This is a genomic window from Sandaracinobacter sp. T42 (genome assembly GCF_059115405.1).
In genome coordinates, this window is sequence record NZ_CM181101.1 from 2,324,793 (window position 1) to 2,340,868 (window position 16,076).

At 65.6% G+C, this 16,076-nt stretch carries 15 protein-coding genes; 2 read left to right on the top strand and 13 right to left on the bottom strand.

The window, feature by feature from the left end:
* Positions 1-17 precede the first annotated feature (17 nt).
* From ACW9TV_RS11350 to ACW9TV_RS11410, 13 genes are all read right to left on the bottom strand, one after another.
* On the bottom strand, positions 18-914 hold the full coding sequence (locus ACW9TV_RS11350; protein WP_494303580.1) for an SDR family NAD(P)-dependent oxidoreductase: 897 nt from the start codon (positions 912-914) through the stop codon (positions 18-20).
* A 69-nt stretch (positions 915-983) separates the two neighbouring features.
* Positions 984-1,691 (bottom strand): phosphate regulon transcriptional regulator PhoB, encoded by a 708-nt coding sequence (phoB, locus tag ACW9TV_RS11355; RefSeq protein WP_494303581.1) that lies wholly within the window; start codon positions 1,689-1,691, stop codon positions 984-986.
* Between the two features lie 93 nt (positions 1,692-1,784).
* Positions 1,785-2,507 carry a phosphate signaling complex protein PhoU gene (phoU, locus tag ACW9TV_RS11360; protein ID WP_494303582.1) on the bottom strand — a complete coding sequence of 241 codons (723 nt, stop codon included), beginning with the start codon at positions 2,505-2,507 and terminating at the stop codon, positions 1,785-1,787.
* Between the two features lie 11 nt (positions 2,508-2,518).
* Positions 2,519-3,265, bottom strand: a complete 747-nt coding sequence (gene pstB, locus ACW9TV_RS11365) for a phosphate ABC transporter ATP-binding protein PstB (protein ID WP_494305085.1) — start codon at positions 3,263-3,265, stop codon at positions 2,519-2,521.
* 56 nt (positions 3,266-3,321) lie between these two features.
* Complete coding sequence (gene pstA / locus ACW9TV_RS11370; protein ID WP_494305086.1) at positions 3,322-4,503, bottom strand: phosphate ABC transporter permease PstA; 1,182 nt, start codon at positions 4,501-4,503, stop codon at positions 3,322-3,324.
* A 109-nt stretch (positions 4,504-4,612) separates the two neighbouring features.
* On the bottom strand, positions 4,613-6,007 hold the full coding sequence (pstC, locus tag ACW9TV_RS11375) for a phosphate ABC transporter permease subunit PstC (protein ID WP_494303583.1): 1,395 nt from the start codon (positions 6,005-6,007) through the stop codon (positions 4,613-4,615).
* Positions 6,004-7,032 (bottom strand): substrate-binding domain-containing protein, encoded by a 1,029-nt coding sequence (locus ACW9TV_RS11380; RefSeq protein WP_494303584.1) that lies wholly within the window; start codon positions 7,030-7,032, stop codon positions 6,004-6,006. The genes pstC and ACW9TV_RS11380 overlap by 4 nt, the downstream gene beginning before the upstream one ends.
* A 105-nt stretch (positions 7,033-7,137) precedes the next feature.
* Complete coding sequence (locus tag ACW9TV_RS11385) at positions 7,138-8,448, bottom strand: ATP-binding protein (protein WP_494303585.1); 1,311 nt, start codon at positions 8,446-8,448, stop codon at positions 7,138-7,140.
* Positions 8,449-8,462: 14 nt separating this feature from the next.
* Complete coding sequence (locus tag ACW9TV_RS11390; protein ID WP_494303586.1) at positions 8,463-9,263, bottom strand: SDR family NAD(P)-dependent oxidoreductase; 801 nt, start codon at positions 9,261-9,263, stop codon at positions 8,463-8,465.
* Entirely contained in the window at positions 9,260-9,949 is a 690-nt protein-coding gene (locus ACW9TV_RS11395; protein ID WP_494303587.1) for an NnrU family protein, read from the bottom strand. Before ACW9TV_RS11395 ends, ACW9TV_RS11390 begins: the two co-directional genes overlap by 4 nt.
* A gap of 43 nt (positions 9,950-9,992) precedes the next feature.
* Positions 9,993-11,297: an amidohydrolase family protein gene (locus ACW9TV_RS11400; RefSeq protein WP_494303588.1), complete on the bottom strand. Its 1,305-nt coding sequence runs from the start codon at positions 11,295-11,297 to the stop codon at positions 9,993-9,995.
* Entirely contained in the window at positions 11,294-12,688 is a 1,395-nt protein-coding gene (locus tag ACW9TV_RS11405) for an amidohydrolase (protein ID WP_494303589.1), read from the bottom strand. The genes ACW9TV_RS11400 and ACW9TV_RS11405 overlap by 4 nt, the downstream gene beginning before the upstream one ends.
* Positions 12,688-14,268, bottom strand: a complete 1,581-nt coding sequence (locus ACW9TV_RS11410) for a peptide MFS transporter (RefSeq protein ID WP_494303590.1) — start codon at positions 14,266-14,268, stop codon at positions 12,688-12,690. Before ACW9TV_RS11410 ends, ACW9TV_RS11405 begins: the two co-directional genes overlap by 1 nt.
* 187 nt (positions 14,269-14,455) lie before the next feature.
* Here ACW9TV_RS11410 and ACW9TV_RS11415 point away from each other — a divergent pair, with 187 nt between their 5' ends.
* Positions 14,456-15,319, top strand: coding sequence for an AAA family ATPase (locus ACW9TV_RS11415; RefSeq protein WP_494303591.1), 864 nt, complete (start codon positions 14,456-14,458; stop codon positions 15,317-15,319).
* Between the two features lie 161 nt (positions 15,320-15,480).
* Positions 15,481-16,062, top strand: coding sequence for a hypothetical protein (locus ACW9TV_RS11420; protein WP_494303592.1), 582 nt, complete (start codon positions 15,481-15,483; stop codon positions 16,060-16,062).
* The last annotated feature ends 14 nt before the right edge of the window (positions 16,063-16,076 follow it).

Here is a 16,076-nt window from a genome sequence, read left to right on the forward strand (position 1 = left end):
GCGCCGGCCCCGTTCCGTCACTTGCCGCCGCTCAGCGCCATCGCGCCCTGCGCCGATCCGGTGTCCGGCACGATCTCGCCGTCGCGGTCGCGGATCTTCGCGATGTTGGCGGCCACCGTCTCCGGCGTCAGCGCGTCACCGGCGGCATGAATGCCCTTCGTCAGCGTCACATGGGCGGCCTCGAACCCGCCGCCGCCCGCGTTCAGGATCACGTTCGAAGGCGCATCCTCGCTCACCAGATACAGCGACGCCGGCGCCACCGTCTCGGGGCCCATCTTCGCCAGCATCTCGGGCGGCATCAGGTCTTCCGTCATGCGCGTCGCCGCCAGCGGCGCGATGGTATTCACCTTCACATTGTATTTCGCGCCTTCCAGCGCCAGCGTCTTCATCAGGCCCACCAGCGCCAGCTTGGCGGCGCCATAATTGGCCTGGCCGAAATTGCCGTAAAGCCCGGTGGAGCTCGTCGTCATCAGGATCCGGCCATAGGCCTGCTCACGCATCAGATCCCAGACTGCCTTGGTGCAGATCACGCTACCCATCAGGTGCACGTCCACCACCGCCCGGAAATCATCCAGCGTCATCTTGGTGAAGGTCTTGTCGCGAAGAATGCCGGCGTTGTTGATCAGGATGTCGATCCGCCCCCACTTCGCCTTCACGTCCGCCACCATGGCGAAGATGGCGTCGGCGTCGGTCACGCTCGCCCCGCTGGCCATGGCCTCGCCCCCGGCCGCCACGATCTCGTCCACCACCGCCTGGGCGGCGGTCACGCTGCCACCGGTGCCGTCCCGGGCGCCGCCCAGATCGTTCACCACCACCTTCGCGCCCCTCGCCGCGAGGTCCAGCGCATAACGGCGACCAAGGCCGTTGCCCGCGCCCGTCACGATGGCAACACGATTGTCAAAGCGGATGGTCATCAATGCACTCCCTCAGAACATTTGCTGCCGGCTCTCTAAAGGCCGGGCAGCCGCCTTGGGAAGCCCCGTTCAACCCGCCATTTTAAGGGAGGCGTCCGAATCCAGCGCATAGCCGGCAGACCTGACCGTGCGGATCAGATCCGGCAATCCGTCCCCGTTGATCGCCTTGCGCAGCCGGCGGATATGCACGTCCACCGTGCGCTGCTCCACATAGACATCACGGCCCCACACGGCATCCAGCAGCTGCTCGCGGCTGAACACGCGGCCCGGATGCTCCAGGAAATGCCGCAGAAGGCGGAACTCCGTCGGCCCCAGCTGCACCGATTGCCCGTCGCGCGTCACCTTGTGCGCGCTGGTGTCCATCGCGATCCCGGCATATTCCAGATTGCCGCCGGAAAGCGCCGGCCGCAGCCGCCGCAGCAGCGCCCGCACCCGCGCCACCAGTTCGCGCGGGGAAAAGGGCTTCGTCACATAATCGTCCGCGCCCGTTTCCAGCCCCCGCACCCGGTCACTCTCCTCGGCGCGGGCCGTCAGCATGATGATGGGCAGCCCCGATGTCTCCGGCGCGCGGCGCAGCCGTCGGCACACCTCGATCCCGGAAAGATTGGCGATCATCCAGTCCAGAACCACCACGTCCGGCCGGTCCTCCTCGGCCAGAACCAGCGCCTCCTCGCCGTCCGGGGTCGAAACGACATCGAACCCCTCCTTGTCCAGGTTGTAGCGGATCAGCTCCACCAGATTGGCGTCATCCTCGACCAGCAGGATCTTCGGGCGCATGTTCGCAATTCTCCAATCGCCCGCACAATGCGGACGCTACGGCTTCGGTCTTCGCGTCGTCGGGCTGAACGGCCTTCGGTCGTCCAGGCGGGGTCAGTCGGTCACGTCAGGGGCTGCGATCGTCGCTGTGTTATCCGTCTTGGGGCGATCCCCCAGCTGCGCGCCCGTCACGGAAAAATACACCATCTCGGCCAGGTTGGTGGCGTGGTCGCCGATCCGCTCCAGGTTCTTGGCGATGAACAACAGGTGCGTGGCCGGCGTGATATGATGGGGATTTTCCATCATGTAGGTCAGCAGCGAACGAAACAGCGAATTGTAGAAATCATCCACCTGCTGATCCCGTTCGGCCACGGCGCGGGCCAGTTCGGGGTCGCGGTCGACATAGCAATCCAGCGCGTCGCGGATCATGCTGGCAGCCGCCCGCGCCATTTCGGGGATGATCACCCCGGGCCCGATGGGCGCGGCCTGGGTCAGCACCGGCACCCGCTTGGCGATGTTCTTGGCATAGTCGCCGATGCGTTCCAGCATGGCGGAAATCTTCAGCGCCGCCACGATCTCGCGCAGGTCGTCCGCCAGCGGCGCACGCAGCGCGATCATGGAAATCGCCAGCTGCTCGGCCTCCCCTTCCAGGGTGTCGATCTCGGCATCCTTCGCCACAACCTCCAGCGCGGCGTCGATGTCGCGCCGCACCAGTGCGCTCACCGCGTCGGTCGTCTGCGCCTCGGCAAGCCCGCCCATCTGCCCGATCAGTGAACGCAGCTGGTGGATCTCGTCATCGAAGGACTTAACCGTATGGGCGGAAGGGGCACGATCCATCATCTGTCTCCTCAGCCGTACCGGCCGGTAATGTAATCCTTGGTGCGGGTTTCCTTCGGATTGGTGAAGATCTCCCGCGTGTCGCCATATTCCACCAGCGTTCCCAGGTGGAAGAAAGCGGTCTTCTGGCTGACGCGCGCGGCCTGCTGCATGTTGTGCGTCACGATCACGATGGCATAGCGGCCGCGCAGTTCGTCGATCAGCTCCTCGATCTTGGCCGTCGCGATCGGATCCAGCGCGGAAGCCGGCTCGTCCATCAGGATCACTTCCGGGTTCACGGCGATGGCCCGCGCGATGCACAGCCGCTGCTGCTGCCCGCCGGAAAGCGCCGTTCCGGAATCGGCAAGCCGGTCCTTCACCTCGTCCCACAGACCCGCGCGACGCAGGGATTTCTCCACGATCACATCCATGTCGGGCCGGCTTCGCGCCAGCCCGTGAATGCGGGGCCCATAGGCCACATTCTCGTAGATGCTCTTGGGGAACGGATTGGGCTTCTGGAACACCATCCCCACCCGTGCCCGCAGCTGTACCACATCCATGCCAGAGGAATAGATATCCTCGCCGTCCAGCCGGATGTCGCCCTGCACCTTCGCGCCGGCCACCGTGTCGTTCATCCGGTTCAGGCAGCGCAGGAAGGTCGATTTCCCGCAGCCCGAAGGCCCGATGAAGGCCGTCACATCCTCGCGCGTCACATCGATGGACACGCCCTTGATCGCTTCGAACTCGCCATAGAAAACGCGCACGTCGCGCGCCGTCATCTTCAGGGAATTTGCGGTGGCTGGCGCATCCGCCGCCGTCGTCAGGCTCAAGTCGTTCACCAGCGCACCTCGAAACGGTTCCTAAGATAGATGGCAAGGCTGTTGATCGCCAGAAGGAACAGCAGCAACACGATGATCGCGCCGCTCGTCTTCTCCACGAAGCCCCGGCTCACATTGTCAGACCAGATGAAGATCTGCACCGGCAGCGCGGTCGCGGGCTGGGCCAGCCCCTGCGGCACCGATGTCAGGAAGGCCCGCATCCCGATCATCAGCAGCGGCGCCGTTTCGCCCAGCGCCCGCGCCATGCCCAGGATGGTGCCCGTCAGCATGCCCGGCAGCGCCAGGGGCAGCACATGGTGGAACACCACCTGCACCGGCGAAGCACCGATCCCCAGCGCCGCGTCCCGGATCGAAGGCGGCACCGCCTTGATGGCGGCCCGGCTGGCGATCACGATCACCGGCAGCGTCATCAGCGCCAGCGTCAGCCCGCCCACCACAGGCGCCGATCGCGGCATGTTCATCGTGTTCAGGAACACGGCCAGCCCCAGCAGACCGAAGATGATCGAAGGCACCGCCGCAAGGTTGTTGATCGAAACCTCGATGATGTCCGTCCAGCGGTTCTTCGGCGCGAACTCCTCAAGGTAGATCGCCGCCAGCACCCCCACCGGAAAACTGATCAGCAAGGTCACGATCAGCGTCAGGAAGCTGCCCTTCAGCGCGCCCCAGATGCCGGCCAGTTCAGGATCCACGGAATCCGCGCCGGTCAGGAACGTCGTGTTCAGCACAGTGCGGATGTCGCCCTTCGCCTCCAGCTGCTTCCATGCCGCGATTTCCGCCGCCGTCACCGGCAGGTCGCCTTCCTCGGCGGTCAGATCGATCCGTCCCTTGGCCAGCTGGTCCAGGTTCGATGTCGCGATCACCCACATCGGCACCGTGGAACCGATCATCTCGGGGTTCGCCTCCACCGCGCGGCGCAGCGCCAGCCAGGCGCCGTCGGAAATGATCTCGGCTTCATCGCCATGGGCTTTCGCCGCGCTGTCCGCCAGCACGCCCTGGAAGTTCGCACGCCGCAGCAGGGCGGGATCCGCCTTCGCCTGCGCCGCCGTCACGCCCAGCCGCACCGGGTCGATCACCACGGGCACCGATACCTCGGTCTGGCGAAAGCTGGTCCAGCCGCTCGAAACGATGCTCGCCATCAGGAACACCAGGAACCCGGCGGCCAGCGCCAGCGCCCCCATGCCCGTCAGCTTGAACAGCCGTTCCTGGCGGTAGCGGCGACGGATCCGCGCCTGCATCTGCGGCGAGGCCCAGGCCGTCGGCGTCACGGCGGCCGGTGCGGTCGAACGATCAGTCATAGGCTTCCCGATACTTCTTCACCACGGCCAGCGCGTAGATGTTCAGTGCCAGCGTCACCAGGAACAGCACCAGTCCCAGCGCAAAGGCGGACAGCGTCTTGGCGCTGTCGAACTCCTGATCGCCCGTCAGCAGCGCCACGATCTGCGCGGTCACCGTCGTCACGCTGTGGAAGGGGTTGGCGGTCAGGTTCGCGGCAAGTCCGGCTGCCATCACCACGATCATCGTTTCCCCGATGGCCCTGGAAACCGCCAGCAGCACGCCGCCCACGATCCCGGGAAGCGCAGCCGGTATCAGCACCTTGCGGATGGTTTCCGAAGGTGTCGCGCCCATCGCCAGGCTGCCATCCCGCATCGCGCGCGGCACCGCCGTCAGCGCGTCATCCGCCATTGAGGACACGAACGGGATGATCATCACCCCCATCACAAGGCCGGCGGCCAGCGCTGATTCCGAACTCGCATCCGATATACCGATGGAAATCGCGAAGCTGCGCACCGCGGGCGCCACCGTCAGGGCGGCGAAAAAGCCGTACACCACGGTCGGAACCCCGGCCAGCACCTCCAGCATCGGCTTCGCCCAGCGCCGGAAGCCCGGGGCCGCATATTGTGTCAGGTAGATGGCCGTCATCAGCCCCAGCGGAATCGCAACGACCATCGCGATGATCGCCCCGATGAACACCGTTCCCCAGAACAGCGGCACGGCCCCGAACGCACCCGACGATCCCACCTGGTCCGCACGGATCGCCGTCTGCGGGGACCATTTCGTGCCGAACAGGAATTCCGTCGGGCTCACCATCTGGAAGAAGCGAAAGCTCTCGAACACCAGGCTGGCCACGATTCCGAAGGTCGTCAGGATGGCAACAAGGGATGCCACCACCAGCAGCCCCATGGTCAGCCGCTCCACCCGCGTCCGCGCCCGGAAATCGGGCCGCAGCCGCGAAAGTCCCCACATCGCGCCGGCGGCGCCCAGCGCCAGCGCCCCAAGGCCGAACACCAGACCATAGCGCAGCGAAGCCGCCTTCCACACGGCGGCGGCCGCTTCCGCATGCGGGTTGAAGGCGGCGGCATAACTTCCGCTCACCAGTCCGCGTACTTCGGCCAGGAACGCCGCCTGCTCAAGATCGCTCGGCCCGACAGCACCCCCCGGCACGCTCGCCAGCACCTCGCGGGAAACCAGCCCCGGCCCGGCAATGCCCCATGCCGCCAGCAGAAGCAGCGCCGGCAGCAGCGCCAGGATCGCCACGAACGCCCCATGATAGCCAGGGCGTGAATGCACGGCCCCCACCTCGGCCTTGCGGCTTGCCGCAAAGCCGATCCCGCGCCGCCAGCCCATCCACCAGGCAAGTCCGCCCAGCGCCAGAACCAGCAAGAACCCAAGACCCAGCGTCATTCCAGGTCGCCTTTCGTCAGCGGGGTCAGCTCGGCCGCCCGCACCCGGTTCTCGGCCCGCACCCCATCCGGCGCCGGCACCAGCCCGCGCCGCTGCAGATAGCCGCCGGGCCCCCAGGCGCGTTCGCTCGTATATTCGTCCAGGAACTCCCTCAGCCCGCGAATGGCCTTCACATGCTGCGCCTTCACATAGATGAACAGCGGCCGCGATGCCGGATAGCTGAAGTCGGAAATCGTCTGATAGGTCGCCATCACCCCGTCGATCGGCACGTCGCGGATCGTATCAAGATTGCGCTCCAGAAAGCTGAAGCCCAGAACGCCGATCGCGTCCGGATTGGCGCCAAGCTTCTGCACGATCAGATTGTCGTTCTCGCCTGCCTCCACATAGGCGCCATCCTCGCGGATCCTGTTGCAGATTTCCTTGTGGCGCCCTTCGTCGGACTTCTTCAGCGCCTTCATCGCCGGGTCGGTGTCGCAGCCGGCCACCATGTACAGCTCGTTGAAGGCGTCCCGCGTGCCCGATGTCGGCGGCGGTCCGATCACTTCGATCCGCGTCGCCGGCAGGGCCGGATTCACATCCTTCCAGGTGCGCGCCGTCTGTTTCCGGCCGAACGGTTCGGCCGCCAGCGCCGCATAGACATCCCGCAGCCTCAGTTGCAGCGTCGTGCCCTTCTTGCCCTGCACCAGAACCACACCGTCGATGCCCACCTTCACCTCGACGATGTCCTTCGCCCCGTTCGCCTGACAATCCGCCAGCTCCGAAGGCTTCATCCGCCGCGAAGCGTTCGCCACGTCGGGAAAGCGCGACCCGACGCCCTGGCAGAACAATTTGATGCCGCCCCCGGTGCCGGTCGCTTCCACGATAGGCGCCAGATATTCGGGATTGTTGCGGCTGAAGTTCTCGGCGACAGCCGTCGTGAAGGGAAACACCGTGGACGATCCGACGATCCGGATCTGCGTGCGCGAATCACCGCAGGATGCCAGCAGCCCCGCGGCTGCGACTCCCAATATGACAGGCCGGATCATCTTCAACGGTCTCAAGGAAATTCCAAACATTCACAATAGCTTGTCTGCACACCTCAAGCAGTGCGACAGGGCCGCGCCCCGCTCTCTAGAGCCGGACGATGGGGCTTATGTGACAGCAGCGTTGCGGTTTTGTGACGATACCCCCGCAACCCCTGCCGCATCCCCTTCCGCCACCCGCACCGGCAGCAGAACGGGCAGCAGGAAGGAAACGCATGTTCCTTCGCCCTGCCGGCTGGAAATCTCCAGCCGCCCCCGGTGTCGCTCCACGATATGCTTCACGATGGCCAGTCCCAGCCCGGTTCCACCCATCGATCGTGATCGCCCGGTGTCGATGCGATAGAAACGCTCGGTCAGACGCGGCAGATGCTCCGGCGCGATGCCCTCGCCCTGATCCGTCACCGAAACCCGCACCATATCCTCGCGCCCGGCGTGATCCCGCATGGCCGAAACCGTTATCGGCGTTCCCGAATGGCCATATTTCAGCGCGTTCGAAACAAGGTTGTGCAGCACCTGAAGGATCTGGTCCCGGTCGGCCACCACGGGCGGCAGGTCGGGCTCCACCTCCAGCACCAGCTTGCGGCCGTCCGCCTCCAGCCGCATCGCCAGCGTCTTGCCCACGTCCAGCAGCAACGGCGGCAGGTCCAGGAAGGTCTGCGGCCGCACATATTTGTCCAGCTCGATGCGCGAAAGCGACAGCAGATCATCGATCAGCCGGCTCATACGCCCGGCCTCTCGGCTCATGATGTCCAGAAAACGCCGCCGCGCGGGCTCGTCCTCGGCCGCCGGTCCCAGCAGCGTCTCGATGAAGCCAGAGATATTGGCCAGCGGCGTGCGCAGTTCATGGCTGGCGTTCGCCACGAAATCCGCCCGCATCCGCTCCGTCAGCCGCGCCTGGGTCACATCGGTGAAGCTCAGCAGCAGCCGCCGGGAATCCGGATCCAGCGCGACAACCCGCACCCGGAAGGCGCCATCCTGCGCGCCCAATGTGGTCACCTCGCGCACGAGCGGCGATTCCCCCTCCAGTCCGCCGCGAACAGCCTCCACGACCACAGGATGCCGCACCGTCTGCCGAAGGTCACCACCCACGATGCGCTGGCCGAACAGGCCCAGGGCCCCTTCGTTCGCCGCCAGCACCCGCCACCCGGCGGAAACCACAAGCGCCGGATCGGCAAGGGCCGAAATGCTGATCTGGTCGCCCGCTTCGGCAGGCGTCAGAATCCCGGCCCGGGGTTTCAGGGGCAAGCGGTGTTCATCCTTCGCTGGTTGCGACTGAACCACACGATAGACCAGGAACATGACAAGTCCGATAACCGGAACGAACAGCAGCGGTGAAATCGCGGCGCGATCGGCCAGTGCCCCGGCCAGCACCCCCAGCGCAACCACGGCGCCCGACAGCAACAGGCGGATCACACTCATGGCCTGTTGCTGCCTCAGCCCTGCTTCAGCCTGGCGACAACGCCTTCCCCCATCTGCCCCATCACGTCGAACAGCATGTCGGGATTCTGCCGCTTCAGGTCCAGCAGTGCCATTTCCGGCCCCTGTCCGCCCACGGGGATCTCGCGCTGTCCTCTGGCGAAGCCGTCCAGTATGATGGCGGCCGCCTCGTCGGCGGAAATGCCGGCGTCCACATCATCCTCGCCCGCGCCCTTGGGGGTGCCGTCCGCCGTCAGCGCCCGCGCGCCGATCTCCGTCCGGACGAACCCGGGCACGATCGTCGTCACCCGGATGCCCCGTCCACCCACTTCCGTCCGCAGGGCATCGAAAAAGCCCATCACGGCATGCTTCGCCGCGCAGTATCCGGTTCGCTGCGGGGATCCAACCTTTCCCGCCACGCTGGCCACCGCGGCCACATGCCCGCTGCCCCGCGCCAGCATCTGCGGCAGCACCAGCTTGGTCAGGTGAACCGGCGCGAAGAAGTCCACCTCCATGATCGTGCGATAGACCTCGAAGGCCGTGTCCTCCGCCAGGCTGCGCTGGGAAATGCCGGCGTTGTTGATCAGGATGTCCACCGGTCCCGCTTCCTGCACGATCGCGGGCAGCGCATCGTGATCGGTCGCCTCGAACGACAGGATCTGATGGCTCGGCACGTCCGCCGCCACGGCCGCCAGCGCATCCCGGTTGCGCCCGGAAAGGATCACCGTGGCGCCCTGCGCGCCGAAGGCCCGCGCCAGTCCGGCGCCGATACCCGAAGACGCGCCAGTGATCCAAACTCTCTGTCCGGCAAAACTCATTGCATGGCTCCCCAGGGCGGCACCACCGGTGCGCCCATCAACATCGGATGAAGAAAGGTCAGCACGGCCCACAGCGCAACGCCCAGGATCACCGGAACCGGCCCCGGCCAGATAGCGCTCCAGGGCTGCCACCCCGCCACCTGCGCGCCCAGCGGGAAAAAGCTGGTCTGCGCCTCATATCGAACCCAGGTTTCGCCCATCTGCCGCCGCTTGCGCCCGTCCTGGTGGGCCGCCCCCGCCAGCGCCAGCACACCGATCCCGATCGCAAGGATCACCGTCGGCAGGCTGCCGGACAGCGTCGCATGCACAAAGGCCCAGATCGCGAAACTCCACATCATCGGATGCCGGGTGATCCGCATCACGCCCGAAGGTGGCGCGGCGCTCTGCGGCACCCCGGCCAGCGCCTTGTTCGCCGGCGTCAGCGATCCCGCAAACAGAATGGAAGCCGCCAGCATCAGCACCGATGAAGGCAGCCAGGCCCATTGCGGCGCCACCCAGATGATCTCGGGCGCAAGCCCGCGATAGATCCAGATGGCCCCGCCAAACAGCACAAGGGAAATCAGGGAATACAGCCCCTGAAATCCCTTTTCGCCAACCATGGCCACCAGCTTCATCCTGACCGGCCTTGCCGCCAGCAGGATATGGCTGGCAACGAAAGCCGCCAGAAGCCAAACAAACATCGTCATCCCGGCATCTCCTCCCCAAGCGACTGCCGAACGAAAGCCCGGCCTATCGGCGATAGGCTTCCGGCAACTGCGTCCTGTCCCGGCCCGGCAGATACCGCTTCGCCAGCTTCGATTGCCGGCTTTCCAGGCTCTGCGGCACGCCCCGGATGAACATCTGTTCAGGATGAGAGGACAGTTCCAGCGGATCGCCGTTCCAGATCACCACATCACCGCTCGAGCCCGGCTTCAGAATGCCCTGTCCCGCCAGCCCGAAGATCTCGGCGGGGGCCCGGCTCACCGTGGCAAAGGCCTGGTCCCAGGTCAGCCCTGTCGCGCCCGGCAGCCTCGCCTGCGCCACCATGTTGCCGGCATAATGGGTCAGGTTGCGCGGCTGGAACGAGGCATCGAGGTCAGGTGTGCCCAGCGCAACCTTCACCCCCGCCGCCACCAGCCGGCCCACGTTTGATTGCGTGGCCGCCAGCGATTCGAATGCGTCCGGCCTGTTCTGCATCCCCAGCGTGATCACCGGAACGCCGGCACGGGCGATCTCGTCGGCCACCAGCCAGCCCTCGTTCGCCGAAACCAGCACCAGCTTCAGCCCCGGATACATCGTCGGCAGCTTCAGCACCTGCCGGATGTCGGATGCGCGATCCACCCGCACCATCAGCGGCTGCGCGCCCCGCAGCACCAGCGTCAGCACCTCCGCATCCTCGCGCGTCAGGCGCAGATCCTTCGACTGGTCATGTTCGCTGAACCGGCCCTGCTGGAAACGCCGCGCCTCCTCCAGCGCGTTGGTGATCTCCGCCCAGGCCGCCGCCCGCGATCCGCCCGAAAGCGCCGCGCCGCGTTCCCCGTATGCCACATACTGGAACGCCTGCCGCTTCAGCGGCGCGGTCGCCCCTTCCGCCAGCGACAGCACGAAGCCCTGTCCTGCAAACAGCGTCCGCCCCGGCGCCGGCCCGACAATGGCCGTCGTCACACCACCGGCCCGGGTCACGGGAATCGATGTCTCGGCCGGGTTCAGGGCAGCATCCAGCATCAGCGCCGCGTTGGAAGCGGATTGCCTGGCCGAATTGTCATTGGCCGAATCCTCCCCATTCACTTCAGACGTGCCGATCTGGCTGATGCCCGCGATGATTCCGGGCGTCACCCACTTGCCGCTCGCATCCACCACGCGGAAGTTCGCCGGCACAGCCGTTCCCGCAGGCCCCACACCCACGACGACCCCGTCATTCATCAGCACCACGCCGCCTTCGATCGGGGCGCCATTGTTCGTCACCACCCGGCCGCCCGTGATTGCGATGCGCTCCTGCGCCATCGCCGGAAGCGCAACAGAGGCGAGTGACAGAACGATCAGAAACCTGTTCATTTCCGATCTCCCTCACCCGGCTGGCCCAGTTCAAAGTCGCTCACAGGCCGCCGCCCCGGATCCTTCGTGTCGTACATCAGCGCTCCGTCGATCCACACCATCTCGGGCCGCGAATAGACACTCAGCGGATTGCCATTCCACAGCACCACGTCCGCCTGCTTGCCCGGTTCCAGCGAACCCACCTTGTCCGCAATCCCCAGGGCCTTCGCCGGATTGATCCCAATCCAGGTCCAGGCTTCCTCGTCCCTGATCTGCAGGCCCATCGCCCGGCCATGGCCCAGCGCCTTCGCGGTTTCCTGATTCAGCCGCTGGATCCCGTCGGCATCGTCCGAATGGGTCACCGCGCACCCGCCAGAGGCATGGAGGAAGGGCAGATTCTCCTGGATGCCGTCATAGCTTTCCATCTTGAAGCCCCACCAGTCGGCCCACATTGCGCCGCAGATGCCTTCCTGCTTCATCAGGTCGGCGATCTTGTAGCCCTCGACCGCATGGTGGAACGCACTGATCCTGTATCCGAATTCCTTCGAAAGCTGGATCATGTTCGCCATCTCGTCGGCGCGGTAGCAGTGGTTCTGGATCAGGATCTCCCCGTCCAGCACGCCGGCAAGCGTTTCCATCTGCAGGTTGCGCTGCTGCGGCGTCTTGGCCGCCTTCATCTTCGCCTGGTAATCGCGCGCATTCGCCCAGGTCTGCCGTGTCATGGCGATGTTGCCCATGCGCGAACCCGGCATCTGGCTGCGGCTGCCGTAAACCCGCTTCGGATTTTCCCCGCAGGCCATCTTCAGCGTCCAGGGGGCTTCGGGCATCAGCATGTCCTGCGCCGTGCGGCCATAGACATTCTTCAGCGTCGCCCCGCGCCCGCCGAACAGGTTGGCGGAACCGGGCAGCACATGCAGCACCGTCACCCCGCCGGCCAGCGCCCGCGAAAAGCCCGGATCCTGCGGCCACACGCCATGAATGGCCCACACCTCCGACCGCACCGGCCCGGTCACCTCGTTGCCGTCCGAATGCGCCTGCACGCCGGGGGAAGGATAATTCCCCAGGTGGGAATGGATGTCGATGATGCCGGGCGTCACCCACTTGCCCGCGCCGTCGATCAGCGTCGCGCCGGCCTGATCCACGGTCTGGCCGATCGCCGTCACCTTGCCGTTCTCGAAGCGCACGGCGCCATTCTCGATGCGCCCGCCCTTGCCGTCATAGATGGTCACGTTGCGGATCACCGTCGGCACGCCCGGCCAGGCCTTGTAGGTCGATCTCAGTTCGGCTTCGGCTTTCGCGCTTCCACCCTGAAGCGCCGGCACCGGCGCCGGGGAAGCCGCCTGCTTCCCGCCACTCGTCGTCGCACACCCTGCCAGCAACGCCGCCAGCAGCCCAACACCTGCAATCCGCATCAGTTCACCTTTCCGGGGTGCACGCCGGCCGCCGCCGGTTCCCCAATCTCAGCCTCGCCCGCAACCGCGTCGTCCTGCAATGTATCCAGATGCATCAGCCGACGGATCAGCGGGCTCACCACCAGCACGGCCACGCCCACACCGACACCAAGCCAGCCAACATTGGCATAGACTGCCAGCACCGACTCCTTCGTTGCCGTGCCCTCATGGCCGCCCGTGGCAGATGCAATAAGCCCGGCCGCAAAATTGCCAGTGGCCGAGGCGAAGAACCAGGTTCCCATGATCAGGCTCGCCATATGTGCCGGTGCCAGCCGGTTCATCGCGCTCAGTCCAACAGGGCTCAGGCACAGCTCACCGGTCGTCGCCAGCAAGTACAGAAGGAAGATGAAGATCACCGGCACCAGATCGGGCGCAGCCGCCGCACCCCATACCAGCACCAGGAAGGAAAGCCCCACCAGCACCAGCGCAATCCCGAACTTCGCAGGGCTCGAAGGCTCCAGACCCCGCTTCGCCAGGAACAGCCACAGCGCCGCGAACAGCGGCCCCAGCAGGATGATGTAGAAGGCGTTCACGCTCTGGAACACGCTGGCCGGTACGTCGATGCCGAAGATGGTCCGGTCCACATGCCGGTCGGTGAACAGGTTCACGCTGCTGCCATGCTGCTCGAACAGCGCCCAGAACAGGATCGATCCGCAGATCAGGAACAGCGCCGCAAAGATCCGGTCCCGATCATGCGGCGGCAGCTTCGTCACCGCCGTGAAGATCACATAAGCCACGAGCAGCGCTCCGAACGCGCCCAGCAGGGTTCCCACCAGTTCCTGATTCTGGATCATCCACCAGACCACACCAACGCACAGCACGCCGCCCAGATAGATCACCCATTCCAGCGGCATGCCCATCACAGGCTTCTTAAGCAGCGCCGGGTCTGCGGCCTCGCCACGCCCTTCCAGCCACGGCTTGCCGATCACGAACACCACCAGCCCCAGCAGCATTCCCACGCCCGCCGCGCCAAAACCATAGGCCCAGCCATAGGTCTCCCCCAGCCAGCCCGCGATCAGCGCGCCCAGGAAAGCGCCCAGGTTAATCCCGATGTAGAAGATGGTGTAGGCCGGGTCACGCCGGGGGTCCGTCCGGCGATACAGCTGCCCCACGATCACCGAGATATTCGCCTTAAGGAACCCGCTGCCCACGATGATGAAGGAAAGCGCCAGCCAGAAGGCGTTGATCGCAGGGTCGGATTGGCCGCCGCCGCCTTCCACCGCCATCAGCAGATGCCCGAACGTCAGCAGCACCGCCCCGAACAGCACCGCCCTCCGCTGCCCCAGCCAGCGATCCGCCAGATAACCGCCAATCACCGGCGTGATGTACACCAGTGCCGTGTACGCCCCATAGATCACCCCTGCCTCGCCGTCCGAGAACAACCAGTGTTTGGTCAGGTAGAAGATCAAGAGCGCCCGCATCCCGTAATAGGAAAAGCGCTCCCACATCTCGGCGAAGAACAGAACGAACAGGCCGCGCGGATGTCCCAGCCATGTCGGCCGGCCCGGCTCGCCTGCGATTGCCGCAGCCTTGTCGGTCACTCAAATCTCCCTGGCGTTGGCCCGTCTGGTGCGGGCCCCGTGCATGAACGCTTGATGCGGCTCCCCGCCCGTCAGCGCAACCCCAAACGCGGCGAAACGCATGCACCGCCCGCATCACCCCCTCCCAATATCTCCATTGGAAAATCGGCCCGCTGCGCCGCACAAGGGGGGCGAAAGGATTTCCCGAATGAGCAACCCGACGCGTTTCGAGGGCACAGACGCTTACGTCGCGACAGACGATCTGAAGATCGCGGTCAACGCCGCCGCCACGCTCCGGCGCCCGCTGCTGGTGAAGGGCGAACCCGGCACCGGCAAGACCGTCCTCGCCCACGAAATCTCGAAGGCGCTCAATGCCCCGCTCCTCGAATGGCATGTGAAGTCCACCACCAAGGCGCAACAGGGCCTCTACGAATATGATGCCGTCGCCCGCCTGCGCGACAGCCAGCTGGGCGATCCCCGCGTCGCCGACATCGCCAACTACATCCGCAAGGGCAAGCTCTGGGAAGCCTTCACCGCCCCAACCCTCCCCGTCCTTCTGATCGACGAGATCGACAAGGCCGACATCGAATTCCCGAACGATCTCCTCCAGGAACTCGATCGGATGGAATTCAACGTGTATGAAACCGGCGAGACGGTGAAGGCGAAGCAGCGCCCGATCGTCGTCATCACCTCCAACAACGAGAAGGATCTGCCCGACGCCTTCCTGCGTCGCTGTTTCTTCCACTACATCCGCTTCCCCGATGCCGATACCATGAAGGCCATCATCGAGGTGCATTTCCCCGGCATCCAGAAGGCCCTCGTCCGCGAAGCCCTCACCATCTTCTACGACATCCGCGAAGTCCCCGGCCTCAAGAAGAAGCCCAGCACCTCCGAACTCCTCGACTGGCTGAAGCTCCTCCTCCACGAGGATCTCCCACTCGACATCCTCCAGTCCCGCGATCCGAAGAAACTCATCCCGCCCCTCCACGGCGCCCTCCTCAAGAACGAGCAGGACGTCATGCTCTTCGAACGCCTCGCATTCATGGCTCGCAGGGAAAGCGCAAAAAACTGAAGTGCCCGGGCGCGCGGGCGCCCGGATCAGAACTGCATGGCCGGAATAGTAAACCATAGTTCACAATCCCGGCCTTGCCCGCCCCCACCCCGCGCCATAACCTTGGGGCAAGGCCGGAAAACGGCCGCTGATCAAAAACAATCCGGGTCGAAGGCGCGAAAATGTCAAACAAGGGGCAAGCCTCCTCAATCCAGCTTCCGGCCGTCGGCGCGGATCTTCAGGATCAGCCGGTCGAAACGCTGGTGGAACAGCTGCTCGGCCGATGGAATGGCCGCGGCGCCCCCCATTCGGTGCTGGCGAAGGCCGCCCGTGTAAACCGGGAATTCCGCACCCAGCATGCGTCTGTCCGACATGATCGCCAGTTCGTCTCCAACCTCGCCTTCCTCACCGCATTCCTGGGCGGTCTCGGCACCGTCACCATCGGCATGACGCTCGCCGAACTGCCCATCAGCTCGGCGGAACTCCTGTCCCGCATGCTGGTACTGGGCCTCCTGATCGGCGCCTGCGTCTCGCTCGCGACGCGCGGCGGGCACCGCCTGCCGGTGCAACTCGCCATCCTCGGCGTCTTCGTGGCGATCCTGTTCGAAGGCCCGCCGTCCGATTTCGCCCTGCGCGGCTGGGACAAGACATCCGTGATCATCGGCACGGCGCTGATCGCGGCAAAGGCGATGCGCCTGTTCGCGGATCGCCTGCTCGATCGCCACGAGGCGCGCCTCCTGCTCGAAGCCGCCGGCCGGCGCTGAGGCGGCCGCATGGC

Excerpts from the sequence above, each read along its gene's own strand:
- ACW9TV_RS11350 (WP_494303580.1), bottom strand. The coding sequence starts at position 914 with ATGACCATCCGCTTTGACAATCGTGTTGCCATCGTGACGGGCGCGGGC.
- phoB (WP_494303581.1), bottom strand. The coding sequence starts at position 1,691 with ATGCGCCCGAAGATCCTGCTGGTCGAGGATGACGCCAATCTGGTGGAG.
- phoU (WP_494303582.1), bottom strand. The coding sequence starts at position 2,507 with ATGGATCGTGCCCCTTCCGCCCATACGGTTAAGTCCTTCGATGACGAG.
- pstB (WP_494305085.1), bottom strand. The coding sequence starts at position 3,265 with ATGACGGCGCGCGACGTGCGCGTTTTCTATGGCGAGTTCGAAGCGATC.
- pstA (WP_494305086.1), bottom strand. The coding sequence starts at position 4,503 with ATGGGGGCGCTGGCGCTGGCCGCCGGGTTCCTGGTGTTCCTGATGGCG.
- pstC (WP_494303583.1), bottom strand. The coding sequence starts at position 6,007 with ATGACGCTGGGTCTTGGGTTCTTGCTGGTTCTGGCGCTGGGCGGACTT.
- ACW9TV_RS11380 (WP_494303584.1), bottom strand. The coding sequence starts at position 7,032 with ATGATCCGGCCTGTCATATTGGGAGTCGCAGCCGCGGGGCTGCTGGCA.
- ACW9TV_RS11385 (WP_494303585.1), bottom strand. The coding sequence starts at position 8,448 with ATGAGTGTGATCCGCCTGTTGCTGTCGGGCGCCGTGGTTGCGCTGGGG.
- ACW9TV_RS11390 (WP_494303586.1), bottom strand. The coding sequence starts at position 9,263 with ATGAGTTTTGCCGGACAGAGAGTTTGGATCACTGGCGCGTCTTCGGGT.
- ACW9TV_RS11395 (WP_494303587.1), bottom strand. The coding sequence starts at position 9,949 with ATGACGATGTTTGTTTGGCTTCTGGCGGCTTTCGTTGCCAGCCATATC.
- ACW9TV_RS11400 (WP_494303588.1), bottom strand. The coding sequence starts at position 11,297 with ATGAACAGGTTTCTGATCGTTCTGTCACTCGCCTCTGTTGCGCTTCCG.
- ACW9TV_RS11405 (WP_494303589.1), bottom strand. The coding sequence starts at position 12,688 with ATGCGGATTGCAGGTGTTGGGCTGCTGGCGGCGTTGCTGGCAGGGTGT.
- ACW9TV_RS11415 (WP_494303591.1), top strand. The coding sequence starts at position 14,456 with ATGAGCAACCCGACGCGTTTCGAGGGCACAGACGCTTACGTCGCGACA.
- ACW9TV_RS11420 (WP_494303592.1), top strand. The coding sequence starts at position 15,481 with ATGTCAAACAAGGGGCAAGCCTCCTCAATCCAGCTTCCGGCCGTCGGC.